Raw genomic sequence first — 22,059 nt, forward strand, 5'->3', positions numbered from 1 at the left:
TCGATCCCGGGTCGAGGCACCATTTATTCCAAGAGCCCTGCATGAAAATGCGGGGCTTTTTCGTTTTAGGTTGAAATCGAACCAGTGCCACGGGTCGTGTCCCGCTGCTGCGCGTGCGTCTCGATCCCGGGTCATCAAAGATAGAACATGACAAGCTAGCAAGCTGAGTAACGGTGGAGATTGTTGTTGTGTTTATCAATCTGCTTATTAAGTGCGGATGAGCCGCTTTATCAGCTAATCAATGTGAGTAACTTGTTGTTTTATAGAAGCCTATGGGGACTGCGGCTTTTTAAATTATGCGTGCTGACCCCGTTAACAATGATTACCCTCTTTTATGCTTTAATTGCTTTTTACTAAAGCAGCTAAACGGCCTGTGACTTCACCAAACTCAGCAAGAGTTTCATCGAATATTTGTTTAATCGATTTTGTTTCTTTAATGCGCCCTGCAACTTGTCCTGTTAAAGCGATTCCTGCCTCTAGATCGCCACCAAAGTATACCGCTTGTGTGTCTTGGAATTCGCTGAAAATACTTGGTGAGCCTTCCTCTAAAATCCGAGTTGAACGTTTGGTGCGCAGTGCTCTTAACGCTGGCCCTGGACCTTTGCGGTTTAAAAACAGAGTGTCAGTTGAATCAGCAGCAATAATCGCGTCTTTCCAGTTTTGATGAACGGGGCTTTCTGTTGCGCTTAAGATGCGAGTCCCCATAAGAACACCGTCAGCACCAAGGGCTAGGGCTGCTGCCATGCTGCGTCCATCCATAATACCGCCAGCAGCGACTATAGGTACGTTTACCGCTTCACATACTTGCGGTATCAAGACCATGCTCGATACGTCGTCGGCATTTTTGAAACCGCCGCCTTCACCACCCTCTACTATGAGTCCGTCAACGCCTGCCTCTACTGCTTTTAGTGCACCTTTGAAGTTGGGTACTACATGAAATACGGTTAAGCCAGCGGCTTTTAGTTGATTTGTATATTTGGTTGGATCGCCAGCTGATGTGGTAACAAACTTAATACCTTGATCAATAATGAAGTCGAGAATTTTTGGATCGCGCACAAAAGCTTGGGCAATGTTCACACCGAAGGGTTTATCCGTCAGGTCGCGCATTTTTATAATTTCTTCTCGTATTGCATCCAATTCACCAGAGCTCGTTTCGATAATGCCCATACCGCCAGCATTTGAAACCGCAGATGATAGTTGTGAACGTGCTATCCAGCCCATCGCAGCTTGTATTATAGGTTTTTCAATACCGAGCATATCTGTGATGCGGGTTTTGATTACAATATTAGTCATATCTTTCCTCTGAAATGAATTGTGGCTTAGGTTATTAGTAATATTGTTATAGAAATGTTAGTGAGATTGGTACTTTTTTTCATGAATAGAATACCTAGCTATTGGTTTATTGATAGTTGACAAGGTTGGCTTCAATTATTGTAAAGATAGAATTTGTGGGACAAGATAAGAGCTGGAAATATCAGTGCCAAAAAGCATTAGAAAATATATGCAACCTGAGTTAAATCATTACCTTGCTCTATGATGACGTGTATTTGCTGCCGAGTAGAGTAAGTCCATTTCGCCACCCGTGGTGGTGATTTCACTCGGTCTTATTAATAGTTATCTGGATGTCGCAAATATTTTTTCTTTAAACAAATTTTTGTCAGTTTTTTTTACATATCTCCCTTTATAGGCGGTAATTATTTTTATCTAAATATTAATAAGTTGTTGATTTAATTTTGTAAAAATAAGCTGGCTTAAACTATGCTTGTAACCCAACTAGGTGCAAAATTGGTGTGAGCATCGGAAGCTTCGGTAGGATTGAAGCATTACTGTCAAAATTAAAAAGGAAATAAAACAATGATTAAAACAAAAAAGCTGGCATTAGCAAGCATTACATTAAGCGCTATGTTAGGAGCATCGGCTGCAACGGCCGCTCCTATTTTTATGCAAGGCAATTTCCTCTGGACCCAAGTGTCAGATGATGGCACCTTAGGGAATGAAAGCGCCTCACCAGGTTTAATTCATGATGCCACTGGAACAGGAACTTTTGATACTGCACGAGGAGATTATCTTCGCCCGGGGACCCCGTTTGAAGGCTTTGGTATCTCGTCTGACCAATTCAGTACTGTAGGTAATAGAAACTCTTCAAGCGATAGCGTAAGTCAGGTGTCAATTACAGACCTTAGTGGTGGCGCATTTGACAACCATGTTCGCTGGACGGGTACTGCTGACAATGGTTTTTTCGATATTATTCATGACTTTTTCTTTGATGATACCGATGAAAACCTGAATATTACGACCACGATTACCGCTATTAGTGACATGACTAATCTTGCATTCTCAAGAGCAATTGACCCTGATCCAGATAACTATCTTGGCGGTTCGGCAAATACAAACAATGAGCGTGGATTAGATCTGAATAATGATGGTGATTATGATGATGCTGGCGAATTGGCGCAAACTGATTTCATCAGTGCCTCTGGTGTTATCAGTGGTTTAACTATGGGTATGTTTACCGATAGTGATTATGAACATAACACAGGTATAGAGGGTGCGTGTTGTTCACAAATCAACCCTGCCGATTATTTAATCGGTGGTGATTTTGCACCAATAGCATTTGGTTTCGACTCTTCTGGGGATAATGGTATCGGGCTTGGCTTTATGATCGGAGAATTGAATGCAGGGGACTCAGCAACTCTTAATTATTCTTATGTTTTCGGTGATACAGTAGGTACTGTAGATATTCCTGGAGATGACGATCCAACTACCGTTCCAGTTCCAGCAACTATCTTGCTGTTCGGCATTGGTTTAATGGGGATGAGCATGCGTAAGCGTTTTGCGAAATAACATTCGTAAATAGTTTAAGCCCAGTTTAGTGCACCAGTTCTAAGGTATATTCAACTCGGTTATTAGATGCTATGTATTGCTCGCGTAGATGTATCAATTACCGAGCCAAAGTAATCTCTAATTAAATGCTCCTGAACGGAAATGTTCGGGAGCATTTTTACATTCAAGGTCAAATGCGTGGTCCCGTCACGCCTCCTTTTGTTATTATTTCATACAATCAAAAATTGCATGGTAGGCGAAATCATATAATCCAAGTGATGGTGAGATATCCTTTGTAGCTATTAAACCCTAAACTAATAAAATTGATTACTGGGCTATTATGCTACCTAACCCTTATAACGATGTTAAACATGCACCGTTTAAACTTGTCTTTGAGAAACATATCCGCTATTTTATATGTAACTTAATGGTTACATATTGGTTATGGACAATACTTTCAGCGCACTAGCAAATAAAACTCGACGTCAAATTCTCGATTTTGTGAAGAACAATCCAGCCTGTCTGGTGAATGATATTAGTCGTCAGTTCGCTATGAGTAGGGTAGCGATAATGAAACACTTAAAAATACTAGAGCAGGCCAATTTGTTAGTTACTGAAAAGATCGGTACATCCAAACACCATTATTTTAACGTCATACCCATTCAACAAATTTATGATCGCTGGACGGATGAATATAGTCGTTTTATGGCATCCCGTTTAACCGGCTTTAAAAACCAAATTGAACAACAATTGCAGGATGATGAAAATGAGCCAGAGCAAGACAAAAAGTGTTCATAAAATTTTTATTGCGGCGCCAATAGATAAAGTCTGGCAACAACTAACTAAAACAGACGGTCTACAAGCTCAGTTTTTTAATGCTCGTTTGGACACTCCTGGGCTTGAACAGGGTGCAGCTATAAGAATGCGCACTGGTAAAAATGGTAAATATACCTCGGTAGTGGGGGAAGTGCTGGAATTCGATCCTCCCTTTACCTACTCCCATTCCTTTAAATTTACCAGTTTAGACGATCCTTATTGCAAGGTGACTTATAAGTTGAAGGAAGTGGACGGGGGAACTGAATTTACCCTTATTAATGAAGATATGCCGGTTGCAACGAAAACTGCAAAATACATGGAGCAAGGTGTCCCGTTTATTTTAAATACTTTAAAAGGTGTCGTTGAGCATGGCAAACCGCCATTTAAGTATCAACTTATGCTATTCATGATTGGCGCTTTGTCTTTTACTGTGCCAAGTAAATGTAAAAGTGAGCATTGGCCGCTCTAAATGGTTAATGATTATGACTCGTTAATAAACAGATAATCACAATTGGGAGAATACTTATGGCAACTCCAGAAGAAATGGCGCAAACCATGCGCAACAACGTGGAGCAGAAAACCGGAAAGGGCATGAACAGCTGGTTTGAAATCATCACCAAAGGACAGTATGAAAAGCATGGTCAAATAGTTAAAATGTTGAAAACTGAGTTCGCTGTGACCCACGGTTTTGCCAATTTAATCGCCCATGACTATCTCAATCGTAATGCAACTCCGTCAAACGAAACAGACTTAATAGAGACGCAATATAGTGGCTCTAAGCAACATTTGAAAATAATATACTCAACTATTATTAAAGCTCTCGATAGTTTGAGTGAAATGCAAATAGCGCCAAAAAAGTCTTATATTAGCTTGCGGCGCAATAAGCAATTTGCACTCATTCAACCTTCCACTAAAACCCGTGTTGACCTTGGTCTTAATCTTAAAAATGTCGAGCCTCAGGGGCGATTGGAAGCTTCTGGTAGTTTCAATTCGATGGTGTCTCATCGGATTAAAATCACTGATATAAATCAAGTAGATGAAGAACTGATTGATTGGCTGAAAATGGCATATCAGCAAAGCTAAAAATTGCCAATTAGACGTAAATGAAAGATGGTGAAGGATAGACAGGCATATTTTCACTGGTGTTATGAGCCTGCTTCTTTGGCAGGCTACACAAAATTTTAAATCAAGGTGTGCACTGGTTAAAATGCACAAATCATCAATTTGATTTTTCGCGCCAATGAATCATTCGATCGTTGCCATGAAATATGCCAAAAGTCGCTACCGAGGACGGATTCTCAGTATATGGGCCGTCATAGTTAGAGTCGATATCGCTCCAATCAAATTGTAACCAAGTTGGGACTTCAAACTCAATTTGCACATCACCTTGGTTATTAACTCCAGGTGGAGAAAGGAGGAATTCTGCGCGTCCCGACTCGAACGTACCTGCGCCTGACGCGCTAGTAGTGCCTGGAGCTAGACTTATATCGGTTATGTTTACGTCGGTTGCTGCGTCGAAGCGAGTGAAATTGTCTTCGCTACTGATCACAAAACGACTTCCATCCCAATACTCGATTTGCATCGGGATATTCAATGAAGTGGTTTCTGGGCCGTAGTTATTCTTCAAAACCCATCGACCAAAACGCACTTCTTCGCCGAATGGTAGCAATTCAAGTACCCCGTTGGCAGCATTTCCATCTGAATCGTTTGCCGTAATTCCATCTGCATCTATAACCGATGTAACCTTCAAACTTAGGTTACTTGTAAATGGTTCAACTAACGCATTGGCATTACGCTCATAAATAAAATTATCGGTTGAGTTAAATTGATAACTAATTACCCCATTCATTTCGGTTATCGTCGGCGATTTTAGATTTGCGCTCAAAGAGACATTAGTAGTGGCATCGGCACCAATTTGGCTTGAATCTTCGGTGGGACTGACTCTAACAATATTGGACTCATCTAAATTTACGAAATCACCGGTATAGTTTAACGTTGTATGCCCATCTAAAGATTTGGCCGTTATGGTGAATTCAGGTTCAGTCGCGTAGCTAATTTGACCTGAAGCAGGGCTTGCAATGTTCATCTGTCCAGCATAGACAAAAGGATCGCCTCCAGAAAGAAATCCATCAAATACTGTCTCTAAGTCAAAATACGCTGGGGTAAACCTACCGATACTTTCACTTGTTGCGGCATCAATAGTTTTACCAAAATAACCATTAACTGGCGGTGTTGCCGTTATAGTAAATACACCTACTTCTGAAACACTTTGATTTGTTTCTAATTTTACGCCGTTGTCGGCTGTATCAATACTGATGTTCGCTACCCCTAAACTCACTGAATTACCCGTTAACGGTGCAACAGTATCTACTGTAAGGGGAATATTCTTCATTTCAAAGTTTGCTGTAATGGTACCGTCACTACATGCCGCGGCGACTGATAAATTAAAGTCTTCACCGGCTTTTTTAAATACATTGCAGCTAGCATCGTTTGTTGTACATTCTGCATTAGTATCAGGACTGGCAACAATTAATTTAGCCGGGCTAACTACCGTCGTTACTGTTGAAGAAGCCAACCCGTTGCCACTTGCGTCATTTACTTCAATGCTAATTTTACCGGCGTCTTGGTATTCAAAACTCAATACTGCCGTTCCGGATTCATCAAAATTGATGATTCTATTCTGAGTAACTGAGGCGGCAGCCATGGCGGTGGAATCTAAAGTGGGTACCTTGGTTCCAGTGGTTGGATTTGCATAATTGAAAACTAGATCTAGGGATAAATCGCCATTTTCCGCAGCCGCACAACTGGTACTACTGTCACCGACCTTAACCGCTTGAATTGTTAAGTTTGTGGTGCTGCATGCAGTGTGATCTTCTAAGCTAAGCAGGTAACCACCGCTGGAAAAAACAATATCACAATCAGGTATACACTCTAGATCACTCATTGCTGGAACATCTGTTTCGGCTGATAGGGTGATTGTTTCTGCGGTTGTATGGTTGAACTCGACACTGACAGTTTCACCACTGGGAATAGTGATTGGGTTATTACTCCATGTAGACGGACTTCCCGTGGCTGCCAGGGTTACATTGACGTCTATGGGGACTAAATCTGTACAGTCTAGATTGGCACAGGCTTTGAGCGTAACAGGTTCAGCGCTGCAGGTTAAACCATCTCCATCATGTTCAATTTGGATATGATGTAGTGGCACAGTACAAGAGCGGGTTGTGCCCATAAGGCTAGATACTTCTGCCGCATTCAAAGCCGTCGGCCTCAGGTTTACCTCATCAATGGCCCCATGGAAAACGCTTTTCTGATTTGCCGATGAATATAAATTACCAATATAAAAATCCCCTGAAGTATTAGGAATTAGGCTACTGGACTCAGAAAAAGTACCGTCAAGAGTACCATTAACATATAGTTTTACTCTTTCTGATTCGTCTTGGGTACCATCGAAAACAATAGCAATATGATACCAAGTATCAACCACAAAACTGGTGTTCGATTGAAATCTGTCATTCGCCCCATCTATGTCTACATACAGTCGGTTGCCGCCAGAGTTGGTAAAAAAAGCACCATAAGAAACGCCGTCAACACCATCAGGTCCTTTTGAAAACACCCCCCGTGAATCCGTGCCATTGGTTTGATTAAAACTACTGGCCTTAATCCACGCTGATAACGTCATGGCTGTTAACTCGTCTAAACTGTCTCCATTTGCACTAACAATATAATCATCAACGCCATCGAATTCTCCATACCCACATGAACCTGGATCGCCCTCAAGGGCGGGGTTCATCGCAGATGTAGTTGGATCAGTACCCACCCCGTAACCCACTGAAACTGCGTCGTAACCACTGTTAGTGCTATCTTTTACTTCGTTTGCCGTACCATTCCAGCTGGTTTCATCCATCCGCCACTGCGCGTTTTTGCAGACCCCTTCATTTAATTTAAAATCAGTGGCCCTTACGTAAGATGAGCTTCCATAATTGTTCAAGCTACGGAACCGCAGAATATTGGTGGTAATAGGATCAAAATCATAACTCTGTAATAAAGTCGTATTTTCAGCAGTAAATATGTAGCTTGGGGTAATTGCTGTGCCCAGTAATTTAAAATCAGCGATACCTGTATAACTTGGGTCACCGTGATTTTTAATGGTTACTAAACGTGCTCCTATTACATCTGTAACTTCATCTTCCTCATCCAATACTATGTCATATGGTGCTGCTGACATTGGCACACTAAAGGTGGTTGATGGAGTAACCGATTCCCCGATTACTTCAAATTCACGTAGCCCGATGTAAGATGTATCACCGTGATTGTTGATGGTTATTAACTTGACTGCAGTGACTTCCTCAGAAATGTCATCTTCATCTAACTGAAAAGTTTCTCCGTTTGAATGCATGGCCGCGGTAAAAATTTTCGTTCTGGTAATTGATGGGCCAAGTAGTTCAAATTCTCTGGCCCCAATGTAGGTATTGTCACCGTGATTACTAATGGTTACTAGTTTCACATCGGTTACATCAGTTGGCACATCGGCAGGGTCTAGAGTAAAAGTCTGAACACTATCGTTCATAGCCGCTGTAAAGGTTTTGCTTTGGGCTACTGACAATCCCAGCAGCTCAAATTCACGAGCACCGATATAGGATGGATCGCCGTGATTACTAATAGTGATGAGTTTCACATCTGTGACGTTAACGGGGATGTCTTCACTATCTAGGCTGAACAATTCACCATTGCTATGCATTGCTGCTTTAAACGTCTTACTTTCACTAACCGATGGCCCTAAAAGTTTAAATTCTTTCGCGCCAATATAACTAGAATGACCATAGTTGGAGATTGTGCGTAAGCGCACATCCGTTATATTTTCAAACTGATAAGCTGGATCTATGCTGAAGCTTTCACCGTCGTTATTTTTAGCGGCAGTATAAGTATAGGTAGGTCCAACTGAATCACCTGAAAAGGTTAATTCTCTGGCGCCCGTAAAGGTAGAGTGTCCGTAATTACTTAAGGTACGTATGCGTGTAGCTGTGACATTGTTATAAGCGCCGACAGACCAAGTTTGCAAATCATTATCCATGTTGGCGGTAAAAGTCGTCCCGCCCTCTGGGGCATTGATGGTTTGCCATGGACCGTTTGAAATTTGAATATCAAGTTCAAAGGTCTGTACTGATATATTGTTACCGTAATTAACCAGAGAGAAAGTATCGAAATTAATCGGATCTCCATTGGTACCGTCATTATCGGTGTCAAAAGTAAAGGCTAAGGTATTATTTTGTTTGGAGGACAACCATTGATTGCTTTGGTCACCATCGTGTAAATTTTTGGCGGCGTAAGAGGTAGAGTTATACTCACTATCTAGAGTAGTTAAACTACCACCGTGATAGCTCAATGAGAAATTGTGATTTGGTTCGTTGGCCCCTGAGCCAGCGACAGGAATTTTTATCCAATCTGGATTAGAAAGGGTTTTAACTTCAATTTGAAAGTACTTAATTGAAATATCGTTATTGCCGTAGTTAACTAAATTGAAGCCTTCAAGTTTAAATCTGTCCCCGGCTCCTGATAAATTACCGTCATCATCGAGATCAAATTGGAAGTCCAAGGTATTGTTACTTTTACTACTTAACCAAGATGAGTTTAAGTCGCCGTCATGCAGATTTGCAGCTGCATAGGAGGTGGCGTTATATTGGCTATCAATATTGACTAATGTCCCACCTTGTTGCGCTAAAGCAAAATTATAGTCAGGTTCGCCAATGACAGAGCCTGGCACACTGAGTTTTTGCCAGTTTGGATTTGCTGATGTCTTAACCGCTACTTGGAACTCGTTGATAGCGCGGTCATCGTTTCCATAGTTTTTCAAATAAAAACTTTGTAAGGTAAATTGATCCGCGGCAGTGGCGAGTGAGCCGTCCCCATCAGCATCAAATTGAAATTCAAAGAAATTATTAGTTTTGTTACTTAGCCAAGAAGAATTTCCGTCACCGTCATGAATATTTTTCGCAGCCAATGACGTGGAGTTATACTGACTGTCAAAACTGGTTAAGGTACCGCCTTGATACGTTAAAGCAAAATTATAATTAGCTTCGCCACTTGTGGAACCAGGTACCGCTATTTTTTGCCATGTTGGATTTGAGGCGGTTTTGACTGAAACTTGAAACTGCTTAATTGACCGATCGTCATTTCCATAGTTTCGTAATCGGAAGCTTTCGAGGGTGAAATAATCTGTTGCCGTACCCATTAAGCCATCTTCGTCAACGTCAAATTGGAAGGCTAGGGTGTTATTTCCATTTGAGCTTAGCCATCTACTATTTGCGTCACCATCGTGAATATTGTCAGCACCCCAAGAGGTGGAATTCAATTCGCTATCGATCTCAACCAAAGTACCGCCATTATGGGACATAGCAAAATTAAAATCGTTATCACCAATAGCTGAGCCCGGCACATAAATTTTTTGCCAACTGGTGTCACTCAGAGTTTGCACTGCAATTTGAAACTGTTGTACTGAACGAGTGTGCGCTCCATAGTTTCTTAGGTTAAATTTACTAAAGGTAAAGACATCATCAGTATCTCCTTCGGCTCCAGTTGTACCATTACTATTTGGGTCAAAAGAAAATTCGATAGTGTTATTATTTTTGCGACTTAACCAAAGTGAGTTGTCATCGCCATCCTGCATATTCTCAGCAGCCCAGGTAGTGGCGTTGTATTCGCTATCAACAGTGCCTAATACACCACCATTATGTGTCCTGGAGTATATATAGTCGTCATCACCCGCGACTGAGCCGGGGACTTCAAGTTTGTTCCAAGTTACACCATCAGTGGTAACTTCAATTTGGAATTCTTTTACTGAGCGATCATCGTTACCGTAGTTTGTAATTTGTATTTCACTGATGGGGATTGAATTTCCAGCGTTGCCATTCCAGTCGGTATCAAAATTAAACTCAATGGTGTTATTCGATTTTTTCGACAACCATCTTGATTTGTTGCTGCCGTCGTTAAGGTTTTTCGCACCATATGTTGTGCTATTGTATTCACTGTCCACCGATACCAACCGAGCCCCTTGCGCCCAACTCAAATAATCAATTTTTGCAGTGGGGTTTTGCTCAGCTACGATTGGACGCCATCCATCAGTACCAGAGTCGGCACTTAAAGAGCTGTCTGAAGTGGTGAGTAACATAAATTGTTTTAGTGAACTTGAATCTTTACCGTAATTGGTTAATTCAAATTCTTCTACACAGTATGCTTCGTTACTGTCGTTGAGTTGGAAATTAATGTTGTTGCTTAATTTGCTAGATAACCAGTGAGTGTTTGAATCACCGTCCTGTAAATTACTGGCCGCCCAAGTGGTACTATTATATTGAGTATCTACTAAGGTTATAGTCGAGGGTTGTAATACGTCTGCTAAAACATAGGTAGCAGGAAGAGCTGCCAGCAAAGCAATAATTTTAAAATGGCACGTTTTGGTGGTTTGCATTACAACCTAGGCTTCATTACCGTCAATAAACATCATATGATAATAACCCAGCTCCAATATAATTGTAATGTTAGGAACTAGACATGCGTATAAATATGCTCTTCATACTGTCATTTATAACGATAGCGGCTTGTAGCCCTAATTCGTCAGAGACTGAGCAGTCAAAAAATCCAGAAAGTTTGCTTATGGAACAACAAAAGCATGATCAAGCTATCGAGCTTGAAACAGAAAAAAAATTACTAACCGATTCACTGACTGAAATGGAGCAGGCACATCGCTCACTCGACAAACTTGCTGAGTTGCAAATGGCGCAATCTGAAAAAGACCTAATCTCACTAGCCGCAGAAAAAAATAAACTTGCGGAACAACAGCTTATCGAAAATGCTGAGGTAGAAGCTGAAAAAAATAATGCATTGCTTAACCACTCCGGAAAAGCAACAGATGATTTACCAAATTGAAACCCTAATCTTAACGGTAATTATTATTCTAAATGTACATTATCAAGTATAAATTCAAACTCTCCGAGAGTAGGCCCTGCTACAAACGCTAAGCCTGAAAGTGTTGTATGATCTAAGCCTTTAAATCCTAATAAAGGTAAACGCACGGTTTGCCATTGCTCGGTTATTTCAAAATTTTGACTTGGTGGAATTCCTGATGAAATGGCTGAAAAAGATAACACGCGATAGTTGCCAACCGAGCCTTTTACATCAAATACCAAAGTATCAAACGCTGAGATATCCACACCGTTAATGGGGGGGGAAAAGTCACCTAGTGCAGCGCCAGCCCATGGATATGGAAATCCAGAATTAACAGCAGCAGAAACATGTAACCCTCCACTGTTATTCATTCCTGCAAATTCTTGAAGGGCAATGGTTGTTATAGAGTTGCCATTGGCCACCCGATCGTCAGTATGTCCCCAATTGAAGTCGTCGTTATATTGCAAACTATCGGGTCCTTCAAAATCGCCTAATAATGCAGTTTTTAGTGGTGTCCCTTTGGTAGTTTCTGGTAGGTATTGCTGTATTTCAAAACCATTTTTTAAGATGTGCTTGATATTGAAAATATTGTCTATGTTGGCAGTTGGATCGCCAGTTACAATTACTAAATCAGCTCGCTTTCCAATTTCAATTGTTCCTCGATCTTGCAAGTTAAAGCGTTTAGCAGCTGCGCTTGTTGCGGCGCTCAGCGCTTCACTTGGAGTCATCCCTGCTTCAACTAATAATGTAATTTCATGGTAAGCACTTACTCCGTATGCTGTGCCTGAGTTAGGTGCATCTGAGCCTGATAAAATAGTCACGCCGGCTTGATTGAAGCGAAGCACGTTTTGCTTTGCTATGGCGAAATCAAAACCACTAGCTGTTGAGTTAAAGCTAGCCTGTAGAGTGTTTTTTTGTTGGCTTGAAAGCTTCGTAGAAATTCGCTCATCTGCTAACAATTTGCTATTGCGCTGTTGTTGATTTACCGAGGCAATTACCGCTAGAGTGGGGATAATAAAAATATCTTTTTGAGCGGCTAAAGCAACCACTTCATCACTGACAACTTGGTCGGCAAAAATATGCACTAATCCATCAATATCTGCTTCAATAAGATCTTTAGCTGCGCTTTGTGTTGATATGTGCGCCATCACTTTCAAGCCTTGCAGGTGGCCTTGTTTAATAATCTCAATAGCTGTGGGTTTGTCTAAACTTGGTATATATTGCTGATCTGGCATATAAACCAATTTAATATAATCAGCACCAGCATTTTTGCGTTTCGCTACCCATTCAGCAATTTCTTCCATGCTATCTACGGTATCGATGCTAAATCCAAATTGGGTGCCATGTCCGTTTTTCACAGTGGCAAGTGTGCCAGAACTAAATAAGTCAGCTTTATCTGTTTGTAGCGGAAGTTGGCTGCTTGCTTTGTGTTTTATTAGCCAACTTTCGTTGGTAAACATATCCAAATGAGTGGTCACTCCCAAGCGCAAGGCATCTTTCAATGCATCACCGTAGGAGTGCGTGTGGGCATCAATAATACCTGGTATAACCGTTAAATTTTGACCCTCTATAACATTGATATCATTACCTTTGACAGCGTCGTTCATTTCGTCACTGTTGATATCTGCAATTTTAACGATAAATCCGTCTTCAATTAATATGCTGGTGTGTTCAATTCGTTTGTGACCATCAAATACTCGCAAGTTTTTTAGTAGCACTGTGTTCGTTGCATGCGTTTCCGACTTATCAGCTTCCACGTCCGTTAAAGCTGTGGGAGTGGGTAGAGTGAAAACTAGAACAACTAAGGTTCCAACTACTAACGCAAAGACCACTGCAAAAATATATTTAATCATTAGAATGTCCTTTTTAATCTTAGTGATTTCGTTGTTTTGACCATGCCCATACGGTTGTTATTAACAACACTAGGCTCATAAAAGTGACGACGATAATGTGGTAGAACACATTTCGTTCCCCTGGTGCCCCCAATACATACAGTGCGATCTCACTGAGATGATAGGTGGGTAAGAACTGTGCAAATGTCTGCATACTTTGGGGAAACATCATAATTGGGATCCACAATCCGCCTAATGCAGCAAAGGCTAGGAAAATAATATTAGATATCGCTATTGATGCGTTTGCATTGCAGACAAAACCAATGATTAAGCCAATCAATATGAAAGGAAAAGTGGCAGTAATATGAGTGATTAGCAGTAGCGCCCAAGTATTTTGTGGCAATGCAACGCCTGCCGCGAAACCAGCAACCATATACATAATAGCTAAAGAAATACTTGAAAATAACAGCGTACTAAAAACCTTTGCGCCTATGTAACTGAAACCTTGACTAGGCGCGGCCAACTTAAGATCAAGCCAACCTTTATCGCGTTCGTTGGCTACGCTTATCCCAAAACCAAATATAGCCGGAGCCATAACAGCAAAAACACCATAAGTAGCTAACAGATAGTCTGGATTGTTACTGCTTCCAGGTAGCATGATGGCAAACAGTGAATAAAAAGCTACCGGCATCCCCAGTGTTGGAAGAATAAAATCAGGAGCTCTAAAAGCTTTAAGTAATTCGGCACCGGTTTCCAGATTAAAAGAATGGATTAACCTATTCATGATCTAACTCCTTGGTTCGGCTTAGCTGACTGAACACATCTTCTAATTTGGGTTGGCTAACGGTGAGGTCGACTAGCTGTTGATCTAGTTTCAATATTTCTAACAGCGTTTGATTGATTTGAACGCTGCTAATTTCACTAAATCGTCCTGAAATTGAAACTGACGTTACGCCAACGATGCTACGCAGTTGTTCTTCGGAAAGGTTGGTTTCGCAGCGAATTACAGAGCCGGTTGTTTGCTTCTGAATGTCATTCGGAGATGCGTCAGCAACAATGACCCCTGAATTCATAATCATGATTCGATCTGCCAAATTCTCAGCTTCTTCTAAATAGTGAGTAGTCAGTACAATCGTTTTGCCTTGTTCGGCAAACCCTCGAATAACTGCCCATAAATTGCGTCTGGCTTCTATATCTAGACCTGTGGTTGGTTCATCTAGAAAAATTAATTGCGGGTCACCAACAATGGCTAATGCAAATTGCGCCCTTCTTTTTTGTCCACCAGATAATTTTTTATAGCGTTTGTCGGCAAAGGCCTCAAGTTCACACATTTCTATGGTTTTTTGTACAGAAAAAGGGTTGGGATAGTAGCTAGCAAATAAGGTTATTTGTTCTCGTATTGTGAGCAAGTCAGGTAAGTCAGAGTCTTGCAATATAACACCAGTTTGACGTTTAGCTTTTAGGCTGCCAGGTTGATGCCCCATGATTTTTAGATCACCAGAAGTGATTTTTTCCAATCCCAGAGCACATTTTATCAGTGAGGTTTTGCCAGCGCCATTTTGTCCTAAAATGGCAAAAACACCTGAACCTTGGATGTTAATATCGACGCCTTTAATTGCTTCTACCGCAGCGTATGATTTTTTGAGATTCGTTGCCTGTAATATCGGTGTTGGGTGATCCATATAGACTTCCTGCTGAATGTTTAGTACCTAAACTTTATATGGTTTTAGGTACTAAACAAGTGACAAAAGTCACGTTCTGCAGTTGTTAAAAACGGATCTTGTTGGTATATGCTTAGTTAACCGGCAAATTAGTCTGCAAAAATTGCAGCATATTCCCACCCATGACCTTGCTTATAGATTCCTTTGACACACCTTTGTTTAAAAGGGACTGAGTGATGAGTGCCAACTGGCTGGTATCGAATGCCGTAGTGACAGCACCATCAAAATCTGAACCTAGAGAAACGTGCTCATCGCCAACCAAGTTGATGCCATAAATGATCGCATCTGCTATATCTGTTGGTTGAGTACTACATATGGCACCATCCCAATGACCAACAGCAATAAGGCCTCCAGCTTGGGCAATTTGTTGCATTAAGCCATCATTAATATTGCGTTTTGATTGACAGTGACCATAGAAGCCTGTGTGACTAACTACTAACGGTGAGGTGCTGATGGCTAACACATCTTTAACGGTTTGTTCAGATGAGTGAGATACATCGACAATAATGTCTAACTGCTGCATCTTTTCGACAGCCTGTTTACCAAATTCGGTGAGACCAGTTTGGCTAGTGCCATGTAAAGAGCCGCCTAATTTGTTGTCAAAAAAGTGCTGTAAACTCATCATTCTAAAGCCCTTGTTGTACAGAACTTGAATGTTCTCCAACTCTCCATCTAACGCGTGAGAACCTTCTGTTCCCAAAAGCCCAGCAACAAGTTTAGGATGCTGTTGACGCTTTTCTAAAAATGTCGCTAGTGTTGTTTGCGAAGTGACCACAACAAAATCGTTTGCATGCTCTTGCGCTTGTTCTAAAAGTTTATCAGCTTGAAATAATGCCCTTGCAGTTAAGCTAGTCCAGGTGTCCATCGGCCAACCTTGAACTAATGCTAATCGAGTAATGTTGTCTGCGGCATCTGTGTTATTTTCTTCGTAATTTAGTCCCACTGGCGATTTGGTTACAGTAGTAAACATTTGTAACGCAACATTACCTTGCTGCAAACGCGGAATGTCCACATGTCCAGTTTGCCCGTGCTCAGACAAATCCCTGTTCCACAGCAGTGAATCAGCATGCCAATCGCCTACTATTAACGAATTATGAAATGCTTGAGCATCTTGACTGATCGTGATGGTGTCAACCGGCTCCACTTTGTTCATTTGTTGTTCCAAATAGCTTGGTACAAAAATGCGAACACCAGTATAACCAAGTAACACCACTGCTAAGGCAGTTAATGCAACACGAGTTCTCTTCATTGAGTTCTCCAATATTAAGGCAGGGATCAGACTAGGTTGTGTGCCTATTTCTGAAAGGCTTTTTGCAAGTATGCATTAAATGCGGGCATAGCTTCAACTCTAGCTTGAGCAATCACTTTTGCTTCTGGCATGTCGTTTAATTTGGCTAATAGTTCCTTGGCTCCAGGCACTTCGGCTAATAAGTCGATATCAAATAACTTAGTTGCTATTGGCAGCGCTATATCAGCAGAATACAAAAAGAAAATATCTGCAGCGGTAAACTGGTCGCCAGCGATATATGGAGAAAAAGAAGCGACTCTAGAGAGTGACTGCATGCCGTTTAATAGTGCACGTTTAACTTCTTTTTTAGTGATATCCTCTCCTGGTACACCCCAAAAAGCTTCTGCCATACAACGCCTTGCAGGCAATTCCATATAAAGCTCAAGCATTTTTATCAGCTCTTTGGTTTTGGCTTTCTGAAATGGGTCTTCGGGATATAATTTGATGCCAGAATAATTATCATCTAGGTATTCTAAAATGACATTGGTTTCAATCAAGACACCATGTTCCGTTTCTAACGCAGGCACTTTGCCCGTAGGGGATATAGCTAAATATTCTGGTGTTTGATTTGGGTAGGTTATCACTTCTTGGTAATCGATTTTTTTTAGATCAGCGGCCAATTTCACCATATTGAAGTAATTGCTAACGGCAAACCCATATAATTTAAGCATAACATTCTCCCAACTTATAAAAGAAAGCATAATGTGCTTGTTTATCCACAAAGACACAACATTTGAATACTTATAGTTATGAATAAGAGCTGAAAAGCACTTGAGGTAATCTATGTAAGATTATGTTTTTTAGGAATTAATTTTTTATATCGTAAATTTTGTGTAGTAAAACCTTCTTTAAAATGTCATTGAAATTAAACTCTATTGTCATCACTTCCTAGCACTCTAGCGCCCGAAAATTAAATACAAAAAGGGAACCATGGTGCGCAACAATAAACAACTACCATTTCATTATTCGAGTCTTGGAATGCTCGTGGCAGCAGCATTATTTGCACAGCATTCGTATGCTCAAGAAAACACCCAAGAAGCTGAAATAGAAGAAATCAGTGTTATCGGTAAAAGTGTTTCTTATGCCAATAACCAGACATCGGAGACGATGTTATTGCAGCAAAGTTCGCTTACCAGTGTTCTGTCCGTTATCGATAATTTACCTGGTGTATTAATTAATGAAGGGGATACCTTCGGAACAGATGATTGGTCAACCACTGTTTCTATTCGAGGATTCCAGTTAAGTCTAGATCAACAGCAGATTGGTATCACCGTCGATGGTATTGCCAATGGTAATTCCAACTATGGTGGTGGCGCTAAAGCGAATCGTTATATCGACACTGAAAATCTTGCAACTGTTGAAGTGTCTCAAGGTACATCTGATATAGCATCTCGTTCTAACGAAGCCCTAGGCGGCACATTAAATTTCGTAACTATTGAGCCTGGCACTGAAGAACAAATGATTTTTAGTACCACATTGGGTGATTTCGATGCGCAAAAAATGTTTGTGCGTTATGAAACCGGCGAAATAGCTAAAGATACTTATGCGTGGTTTAGTGTTTCAAGTTCTAGCAATACCGATTGGGTTAATCAATCGGCTGAAAATACTCGCGATCACATTGCCGCAAAAATCATAAGCAGTTATGGCGACACTGATTTAACCGCATATTTTTCTTGGGATGATGCCCATGAAGACAACTACCAACGAGTTAGTTTGGATCAGTTTGTTCAAAATCCAGATTGGGATCGCTTAACGTCTGAATGGACTGGGATTCCCTATATCGATCAATTATATCGTAAAGGCTGGTCGACACTACGTGAAAATCGGTTTGCTTATGTTGAATTAGAGCATGATTTCGGTTCTGTAGTCGTCAATGCTAATGCCTATTATCATTACAATGAAGGTCGTGGCGATTGGATCCCTCAATACCTAGTGGATGTGGAAGCTGATGGCACGGATCAGCCTCATTCTGAGTTGGTTTCTGGCAATATCGTAGAAGGTGGCAGTGCGTTGTCGACAATCTACTTTGTGGATGCTACTGGCGTTGCTTTGTCACCCATTGATGGTTGTGTAAGTTCAATCACCTTCCCTTATGGCGGAGCTGGTGCCGAATATGATCCAGCGTGTTATGCATCTGGTGCATTGCCGGTTAGTTCTTATCGCCATACTCACTATGAAAAAGAGCGTATTGGATTTAATGCTGATTTTTCGTGGATTGCGCAAATAAATGATATGCAAAACAATCTTCGCGGTGGGATTTGGTATGAAGATTATGATCGTAACGAGTCTCGAGATTGGCACAAAATAATTGATTCTAGAGTTGGTTATGAGTTCGATAATACCCCTTATTGGGTGCAATATGACCGTTCTTTCCCTGTTGAAACTACCATGTTGTTTTTGGAAGACACCCTTGAGGCAGATATGTTCACCGCACGTTTTGGTGTTAAACAATTTTACGTAGATTTAGAACGGACCGACAACTTTGGTGAGACAGAAAACGTCAGTATTTCGTCAGATTCCGATTTGTTGTTAAGCGCTGGTTTAGTGGTCCAAACCGGTCTTGACGGTCTAGAAGTATTTGCTGGCTATGCTGAAAACTTTGCAGCCATTAAAGACACAGTGCTTGAAGCTGATTCATCTCAGTTAGCAGATATATCGCCTGAAACGGCAGAAAATCTAGATTTAGGTGTTCGTTACAATGGCGACATTGTTACTGCAAGTTTGACTTATTATTCAATTAAATTTGAAGACAGATTGACATTTATTGCACCTGATTCACCAGATGGAATTGATTTCTTAATCGGCACCAATGGCGGATATGTAAACGTTGGGGGTATCGATTCTAGCGGTCTTGAAGCTAGTATCAATATTCAAGTAAATGACAACTTAAGCGTTTACGGTTCATTCACTAAAAATGACGCTGAATATACTGATGGTTCAATCGATTACCCAGTTGGAAATACCGTATTTGGTTCTGCCGAACATATGGCGGTTATTTCAATCGATTGGAATAGAAATAATTATATCGCAGGGCTATCGACGAAATGGGTAGATGATCGTTTTATCGATGCGGCTAATACGCAAGTTGCAGATGCCTATTTAGTATCTGATTTCTATGCTGGTGTGATTATTGATGATTTGGGCGAAAGTGTTGATTCTATAGAGCTTCGTCTTACCGTAAACAATATGTTTGATGAAAGCTATTTAGGCGGTATTTCTGGTCAATCAGCTTGGATTGGAGCGCCACGCACCGCTGCATTCAACGCTATGGTTAAATTTTAATTAAAATGCTTTATGTGTGACCCTGTGTCTATGGGCTGCTTTTGCAGCCCTTTTTTTATGGAGAAATTGAATGAAACGTGCATTGGTTATGATTTTATGTTTGTTTACTTTACTGGCAAGTGCGTTGGCCAGTAGTGCTGAAAACCTTATACTCATATCCCTCGATGGGGTTCGCTGGCAAGATGTGTATCGAGGTTATGAACCAAAGTTGTACAGCGCAAATATCAACTCTGCTATTAAACAGCGCCAACTTGAACAGTTTGGCGGTTCTTCTGCAAGTGAAAAAAGAACTAGGCTTATGCCGTTTCTTTGGTCGAAAATTGCAAATAATGGGCTATTGCTGGGTAATCGAGACATTAATTCTGCCATGACAGTAAACAATTCCATGTGGTTTTCATACCCTGGATATAACGAGCTATTAACCGGTAAAGCCGATCCAACGATTCGTGATAATGCAGCCAATAACAACAAAAACGTTACTTTTTTGGAATGGCTAAATCAACAACCAATTTATCAACATAAGGTTGCTGTATTCGGTAGTTGGGATGTATTTCCGGCAATCATTAATCGGCAACGAAGTGGATTGCCAATCAATGCTGGTTTTGAATCTGCACACTGGCAAAATCTGTCAGAAAGAACCGAGTGGCTAAATCAATTGCAACAAAATATACCTAGCCCATGGCATAACGTACGCTTGGATGCTTTTACAATGGGTTTCGCAGAAGAATATGTTGAACAATTTAAACCCAAAGTGTTGTATTTGGCTTTAGGTGAAACAGATGACTTTGCGCACAATGGCAGTTATTGGCAATATGTGGATGCACTGCATCGTGCAGATAGCTTAATCGCAAATTTATGGCAGAAGCTACAAAGTATGCCGGAATATGCAGGTAAGACTAATCTCATTATTACCACTGATCACGGGCGTGGTGAAACACTGAAAAGCTGGCCTCACCATGGCAGCCCTGAAGCGGTAAAGGGTTATATTAATGCAGAAGCAGAGTTCAAAAATGGGATAGTGGGTTCAAACGAAATTTGGCTCGCTGCCATGGGGCCAGACGTAAAGCAAATGATGGCAAACGATCATCCATTAGGAGAGCAAAAAAACACGCAAAGATTTAGTTTGGACCAAGTTGCCGCTACAGCCCTTCGTTTGTTAAATATAAAGCCAGACCAATTTAATGATGACATTGGTAAAGCTATTGAGGTAAACCAGCAATGAAAATCAATATTTATGCTGTTTGCTTGATTTTATTATTGAGTTCTCATGGTTTTGTATTCGCCCAGCAAGCAACGACTAAACCTATCACCAAGATTTTATTTGGTTCTTGTGTGCATCAAGATAAACCACAACCTATTTGGGCACCGATTAATCAACAAAAGCCAGATCTGTTTATGCTGTTAGGCGACAATATTTACGGTGATACAGAAGATATGCAGGTGTTAGCGGAAAAATACCAAAAACAAGCTAATGTTCCTGGCTTTAAACAATTAAGAGAAACGACGCCAGTGGTGGGAATCTGGGATGATCATGATTTTGGTGTAAATGATGGTGGTGCGGAATATCCTCAAAAGCAAGCATCCAAACAACTTATGCTAGATTATTTTAAAGAGCCTGATAATAGTCAAAGACGTAGTCGAGAAGATGGTGCTTATACGGCCTATATATACGGGCCGCTAGGACAGCAAGTACAGGTGATATTATTAGATTTGCGCTGGAATCGCAGTGCTCTTCATGCAGTATCGAAAACTCAATATGAAAAAATTAAATCACCTAATAACTTAGGCCCGTACGAGCCTGATCCTTCTGGTAAGGGCATGATGTTAGGTGAAACTCAGTGGCAATGGTTAGAAGAACAATTAAAACAGCCTGCTGATTTACGTATTTTAGTGTCTAGTATCCAGTTTATTTCTGAATTTACTGGCTGGGAAAGCTGGGCTAATTTTCCGCACGAGCGTGAACGCATGCTAGCCTTACTAGATGAGTTGAATATCAAGAACTTGTTCGCTATCAGTGGTGATACACATTGGGGGGAATTGTCAGTAGATAAAACCGAAAAAGGACAATCTATATGGGAGCTGACTTCATCAGGTTTGACAGAAAGCTGGCATCAAATAAGTCCCAATGAACATCGACAAGGTCAAGCATTTATTGATGCAAACTTTGGGCAAATTGATATTCAATGGCCTAACTCAAATGATGCAAAAGATGAAATTAAGGTTAGCTTGAGTCTCAAAGACACCCAAGGTAACTTGTTATTACAACAACATTTATCATTTTAAGATAAGGAATCTAGGTATTCAGCAACATACTGTTAATTGTGATTACCTTTTGCCATACTAAATTTTCGTTAAG

General features: G+C 40.8%; 15 protein-coding genes. 8 read left to right on the forward strand and 7 right to left on the reverse strand.

Annotation, left to right across the window (positions count from 1 at the left end; translation table 11 throughout):
* Nucleotides 1-339 precede the first annotated feature (339 nt).
* Nucleotides 340-1,293 (reverse strand): NAD(P)H-dependent flavin oxidoreductase, encoded by a 954-nt coding sequence (locus KO530_RS08305; protein WP_216047958.1) that lies wholly within the window; start codon nt 1,291-1,293, stop codon nt 340-342.
* Nucleotides 1,294-1,854: 561 nt separating this feature from the next.
* Here KO530_RS08305 and KO530_RS08310 point away from each other — a divergent pair.
* The 4 genes from KO530_RS08310 (at nt 1,855) to KO530_RS08325 (ending at nt 4,722) form a co-directional block, all read left to right on the forward strand.
* The gene (locus KO530_RS08310; RefSeq protein ID WP_216047959.1) at nt 1,855-2,844 is read left to right on the forward strand and encodes a PEP-CTERM sorting domain-containing protein; all 990 of its coding nucleotides are present in this window, start codon (nt 1,855-1,857) and stop codon (nt 2,842-2,844) included.
* A 423-nt stretch (nt 2,845-3,267) separates the two neighbouring features.
* Complete coding sequence (locus KO530_RS08315; RefSeq protein WP_216047960.1) at nt 3,268-3,621, forward strand: ArsR/SmtB family transcription factor; 354 nt, start codon at nt 3,268-3,270, stop codon at nt 3,619-3,621.
* The gene (locus tag KO530_RS08320) at nt 3,590-4,108 is read left to right on the forward strand and encodes an SRPBCC domain-containing protein (protein WP_216047961.1); all 519 of its coding nucleotides are present in this window, start codon (nt 3,590-3,592) and stop codon (nt 4,106-4,108) included. The genes KO530_RS08315 and KO530_RS08320 overlap by 32 nt, the downstream gene beginning before the upstream one ends.
* Before the next feature lie 56 nt (nt 4,109-4,164).
* Nucleotides 4,165-4,722, forward strand: coding sequence for a DUF5655 domain-containing protein (locus KO530_RS08325; RefSeq protein ID WP_216047962.1), 558 nt, complete (start codon nt 4,165-4,167; stop codon nt 4,720-4,722).
* Between the two features lie 136 nt (nt 4,723-4,858).
* Here KO530_RS08325 and KO530_RS08330 read toward each other — a convergent pair whose 3' ends face one another.
* Nucleotides 4,859-11,104, reverse strand: coding sequence for a DUF6701 domain-containing protein (locus tag KO530_RS08330; RefSeq protein ID WP_216047963.1), 6,246 nt, complete (start codon nt 11,102-11,104; stop codon nt 4,859-4,861).
* Between the two features lie 83 nt (nt 11,105-11,187).
* Between KO530_RS08330 and KO530_RS08335 the strand changes: the two genes are divergently transcribed.
* Nucleotides 11,188-11,562, forward strand: coding sequence for a hypothetical protein (locus tag KO530_RS08335; RefSeq protein ID WP_216047964.1), 375 nt, complete (start codon nt 11,188-11,190; stop codon nt 11,560-11,562).
* A gap of 23 nt (nt 11,563-11,585) precedes the next feature.
* Here the strand turns inward: KO530_RS08335 and KO530_RS08340 are convergent, their stop codons facing one another.
* From KO530_RS08340 to KO530_RS08360, 5 genes are all read right to left on the reverse strand, one after another.
* A complete protein-coding gene (locus tag KO530_RS08340; RefSeq protein ID WP_216047965.1) occupies nt 11,586-13,433 on the reverse strand; it encodes an amidohydrolase family protein in 1,848 nt (615 codons plus the stop codon).
* 19 nt (nt 13,434-13,452) lie between these two features.
* The gene (locus KO530_RS08345) at nt 13,453-14,196 is read right to left on the reverse strand and encodes an ABC transporter permease (protein ID WP_252729037.1); all 744 of its coding nucleotides are present in this window, start codon (nt 14,194-14,196) and stop codon (nt 13,453-13,455) included.
* On the reverse strand, nt 14,189-15,094 hold the full coding sequence (locus KO530_RS08350) for an ABC transporter ATP-binding protein (RefSeq protein WP_216047966.1): 906 nt from the start codon (nt 15,092-15,094) through the stop codon (nt 14,189-14,191). The genes KO530_RS08345 and KO530_RS08350 overlap by 8 nt, the downstream gene beginning before the upstream one ends.
* A 112-nt stretch (nt 15,095-15,206) precedes the next feature.
* Entirely contained in the window at nt 15,207-16,382 is a 1,176-nt protein-coding gene (locus tag KO530_RS08355; protein ID WP_216047967.1) for a dipeptidase, read from the reverse strand.
* Nucleotides 16,383-16,426: 44 nt separating this feature from the next.
* Complete coding sequence (locus KO530_RS08360; RefSeq protein ID WP_216047968.1) at nt 16,427-17,092, reverse strand: glutathione S-transferase family protein; 666 nt, start codon at nt 17,090-17,092, stop codon at nt 16,427-16,429.
* Nucleotides 17,093-17,399: 307 nt separating this feature from the next.
* Between KO530_RS08360 and KO530_RS08365 the strand changes: the two genes are divergently transcribed.
* The 3 genes from KO530_RS08365 (at nt 17,400) to KO530_RS08375 (ending at nt 21,986) form a co-directional block, all read left to right on the forward strand.
* Nucleotides 17,400-19,703 (forward strand): TonB-dependent receptor domain-containing protein, encoded by a 2,304-nt coding sequence (locus KO530_RS08365; protein WP_252729051.1) that lies wholly within the window; start codon nt 17,400-17,402, stop codon nt 19,701-19,703.
* A gap of 70 nt (nt 19,704-19,773) precedes the next feature.
* On the forward strand, nt 19,774-20,925 hold the full coding sequence (locus KO530_RS08370; RefSeq protein WP_252729039.1) for an alkaline phosphatase family protein: 1,152 nt from the start codon (nt 19,774-19,776) through the stop codon (nt 20,923-20,925).
* Entirely contained in the window at nt 20,922-21,986 is a 1,065-nt protein-coding gene (locus tag KO530_RS08375) for an alkaline phosphatase D family protein (protein WP_216047970.1), read from the forward strand. Before KO530_RS08370 ends, KO530_RS08375 begins: the two co-directional genes overlap by 4 nt.
* Nucleotides 21,987-22,059 lie beyond the last annotated feature (73 nt).

It is taken from the genome of Aliiglaciecola lipolytica, from assembly GCF_018860635.1.
In the GTDB taxonomy this organism is placed as follows: domain Bacteria; phylum Pseudomonadota; class Gammaproteobacteria; order Enterobacterales; family Alteromonadaceae; genus Aliiglaciecola; species Aliiglaciecola lipolytica_A.

Bases quoted from the DNA above. Each gene is read 5' to 3' on its own strand.
- KO530_RS08305 (WP_216047958.1), bottom strand. From the start codon at position 1,293: ATGACTAATATTGTAATCAAAACCCGCATCACAGATATGCTCGGTATT.
- KO530_RS08310 (WP_216047959.1), top strand. From the start codon at position 1,855: ATGATTAAAACAAAAAAGCTGGCATTAGCAAGCATTACATTAAGCGCT.
- KO530_RS08315 (WP_216047960.1), top strand. From the start codon at position 3,268: ATGGACAATACTTTCAGCGCACTAGCAAATAAAACTCGACGTCAAATT.
- KO530_RS08320 (WP_216047961.1), top strand. From the start codon at position 3,590: ATGAGCCAGAGCAAGACAAAAAGTGTTCATAAAATTTTTATTGCGGCG.
- KO530_RS08325 (WP_216047962.1), top strand. From the start codon at position 4,165: ATGGCAACTCCAGAAGAAATGGCGCAAACCATGCGCAACAACGTGGAG.
- KO530_RS08330 (WP_216047963.1), bottom strand. From the start codon at position 11,104: ATGCAAACCACCAAAACGTGCCATTTTAAAATTATTGCTTTGCTGGCA.
- KO530_RS08335 (WP_216047964.1), top strand. From the start codon at position 11,188: ATGCGTATAAATATGCTCTTCATACTGTCATTTATAACGATAGCGGCT.
- KO530_RS08340 (WP_216047965.1), bottom strand. From the start codon at position 13,433: ATGATTAAATATATTTTTGCAGTGGTCTTTGCGTTAGTAGTTGGAACC.
- KO530_RS08345 (WP_252729037.1), bottom strand. From the start codon at position 14,196: ATGAATAGGTTAATCCATTCTTTTAATCTGGAAACCGGTGCCGAATTA.
- KO530_RS08350 (WP_216047966.1), bottom strand. From the start codon at position 15,094: ATGGATCACCCAACACCGATATTACAGGCAACGAATCTCAAAAAATCA.
- KO530_RS08355 (WP_216047967.1), bottom strand. From the start codon at position 16,382: ATGAAGAGAACTCGTGTTGCATTAACTGCCTTAGCAGTGGTGTTACTT.
- KO530_RS08360 (WP_216047968.1), bottom strand. From the start codon at position 17,092: ATGCTTAAATTATATGGGTTTGCCGTTAGCAATTACTTCAATATGGTG.
- KO530_RS08365 (WP_252729051.1), top strand. From the start codon at position 17,400: ATGCTCGTGGCAGCAGCATTATTTGCACAGCATTCGTATGCTCAAGAA.
- KO530_RS08370 (WP_252729039.1), top strand. From the start codon at position 19,774: ATGAAACGTGCATTGGTTATGATTTTATGTTTGTTTACTTTACTGGCA.
- KO530_RS08375 (WP_216047970.1), top strand. From the start codon at position 20,922: ATGAAAATCAATATTTATGCTGTTTGCTTGATTTTATTATTGAGTTCT.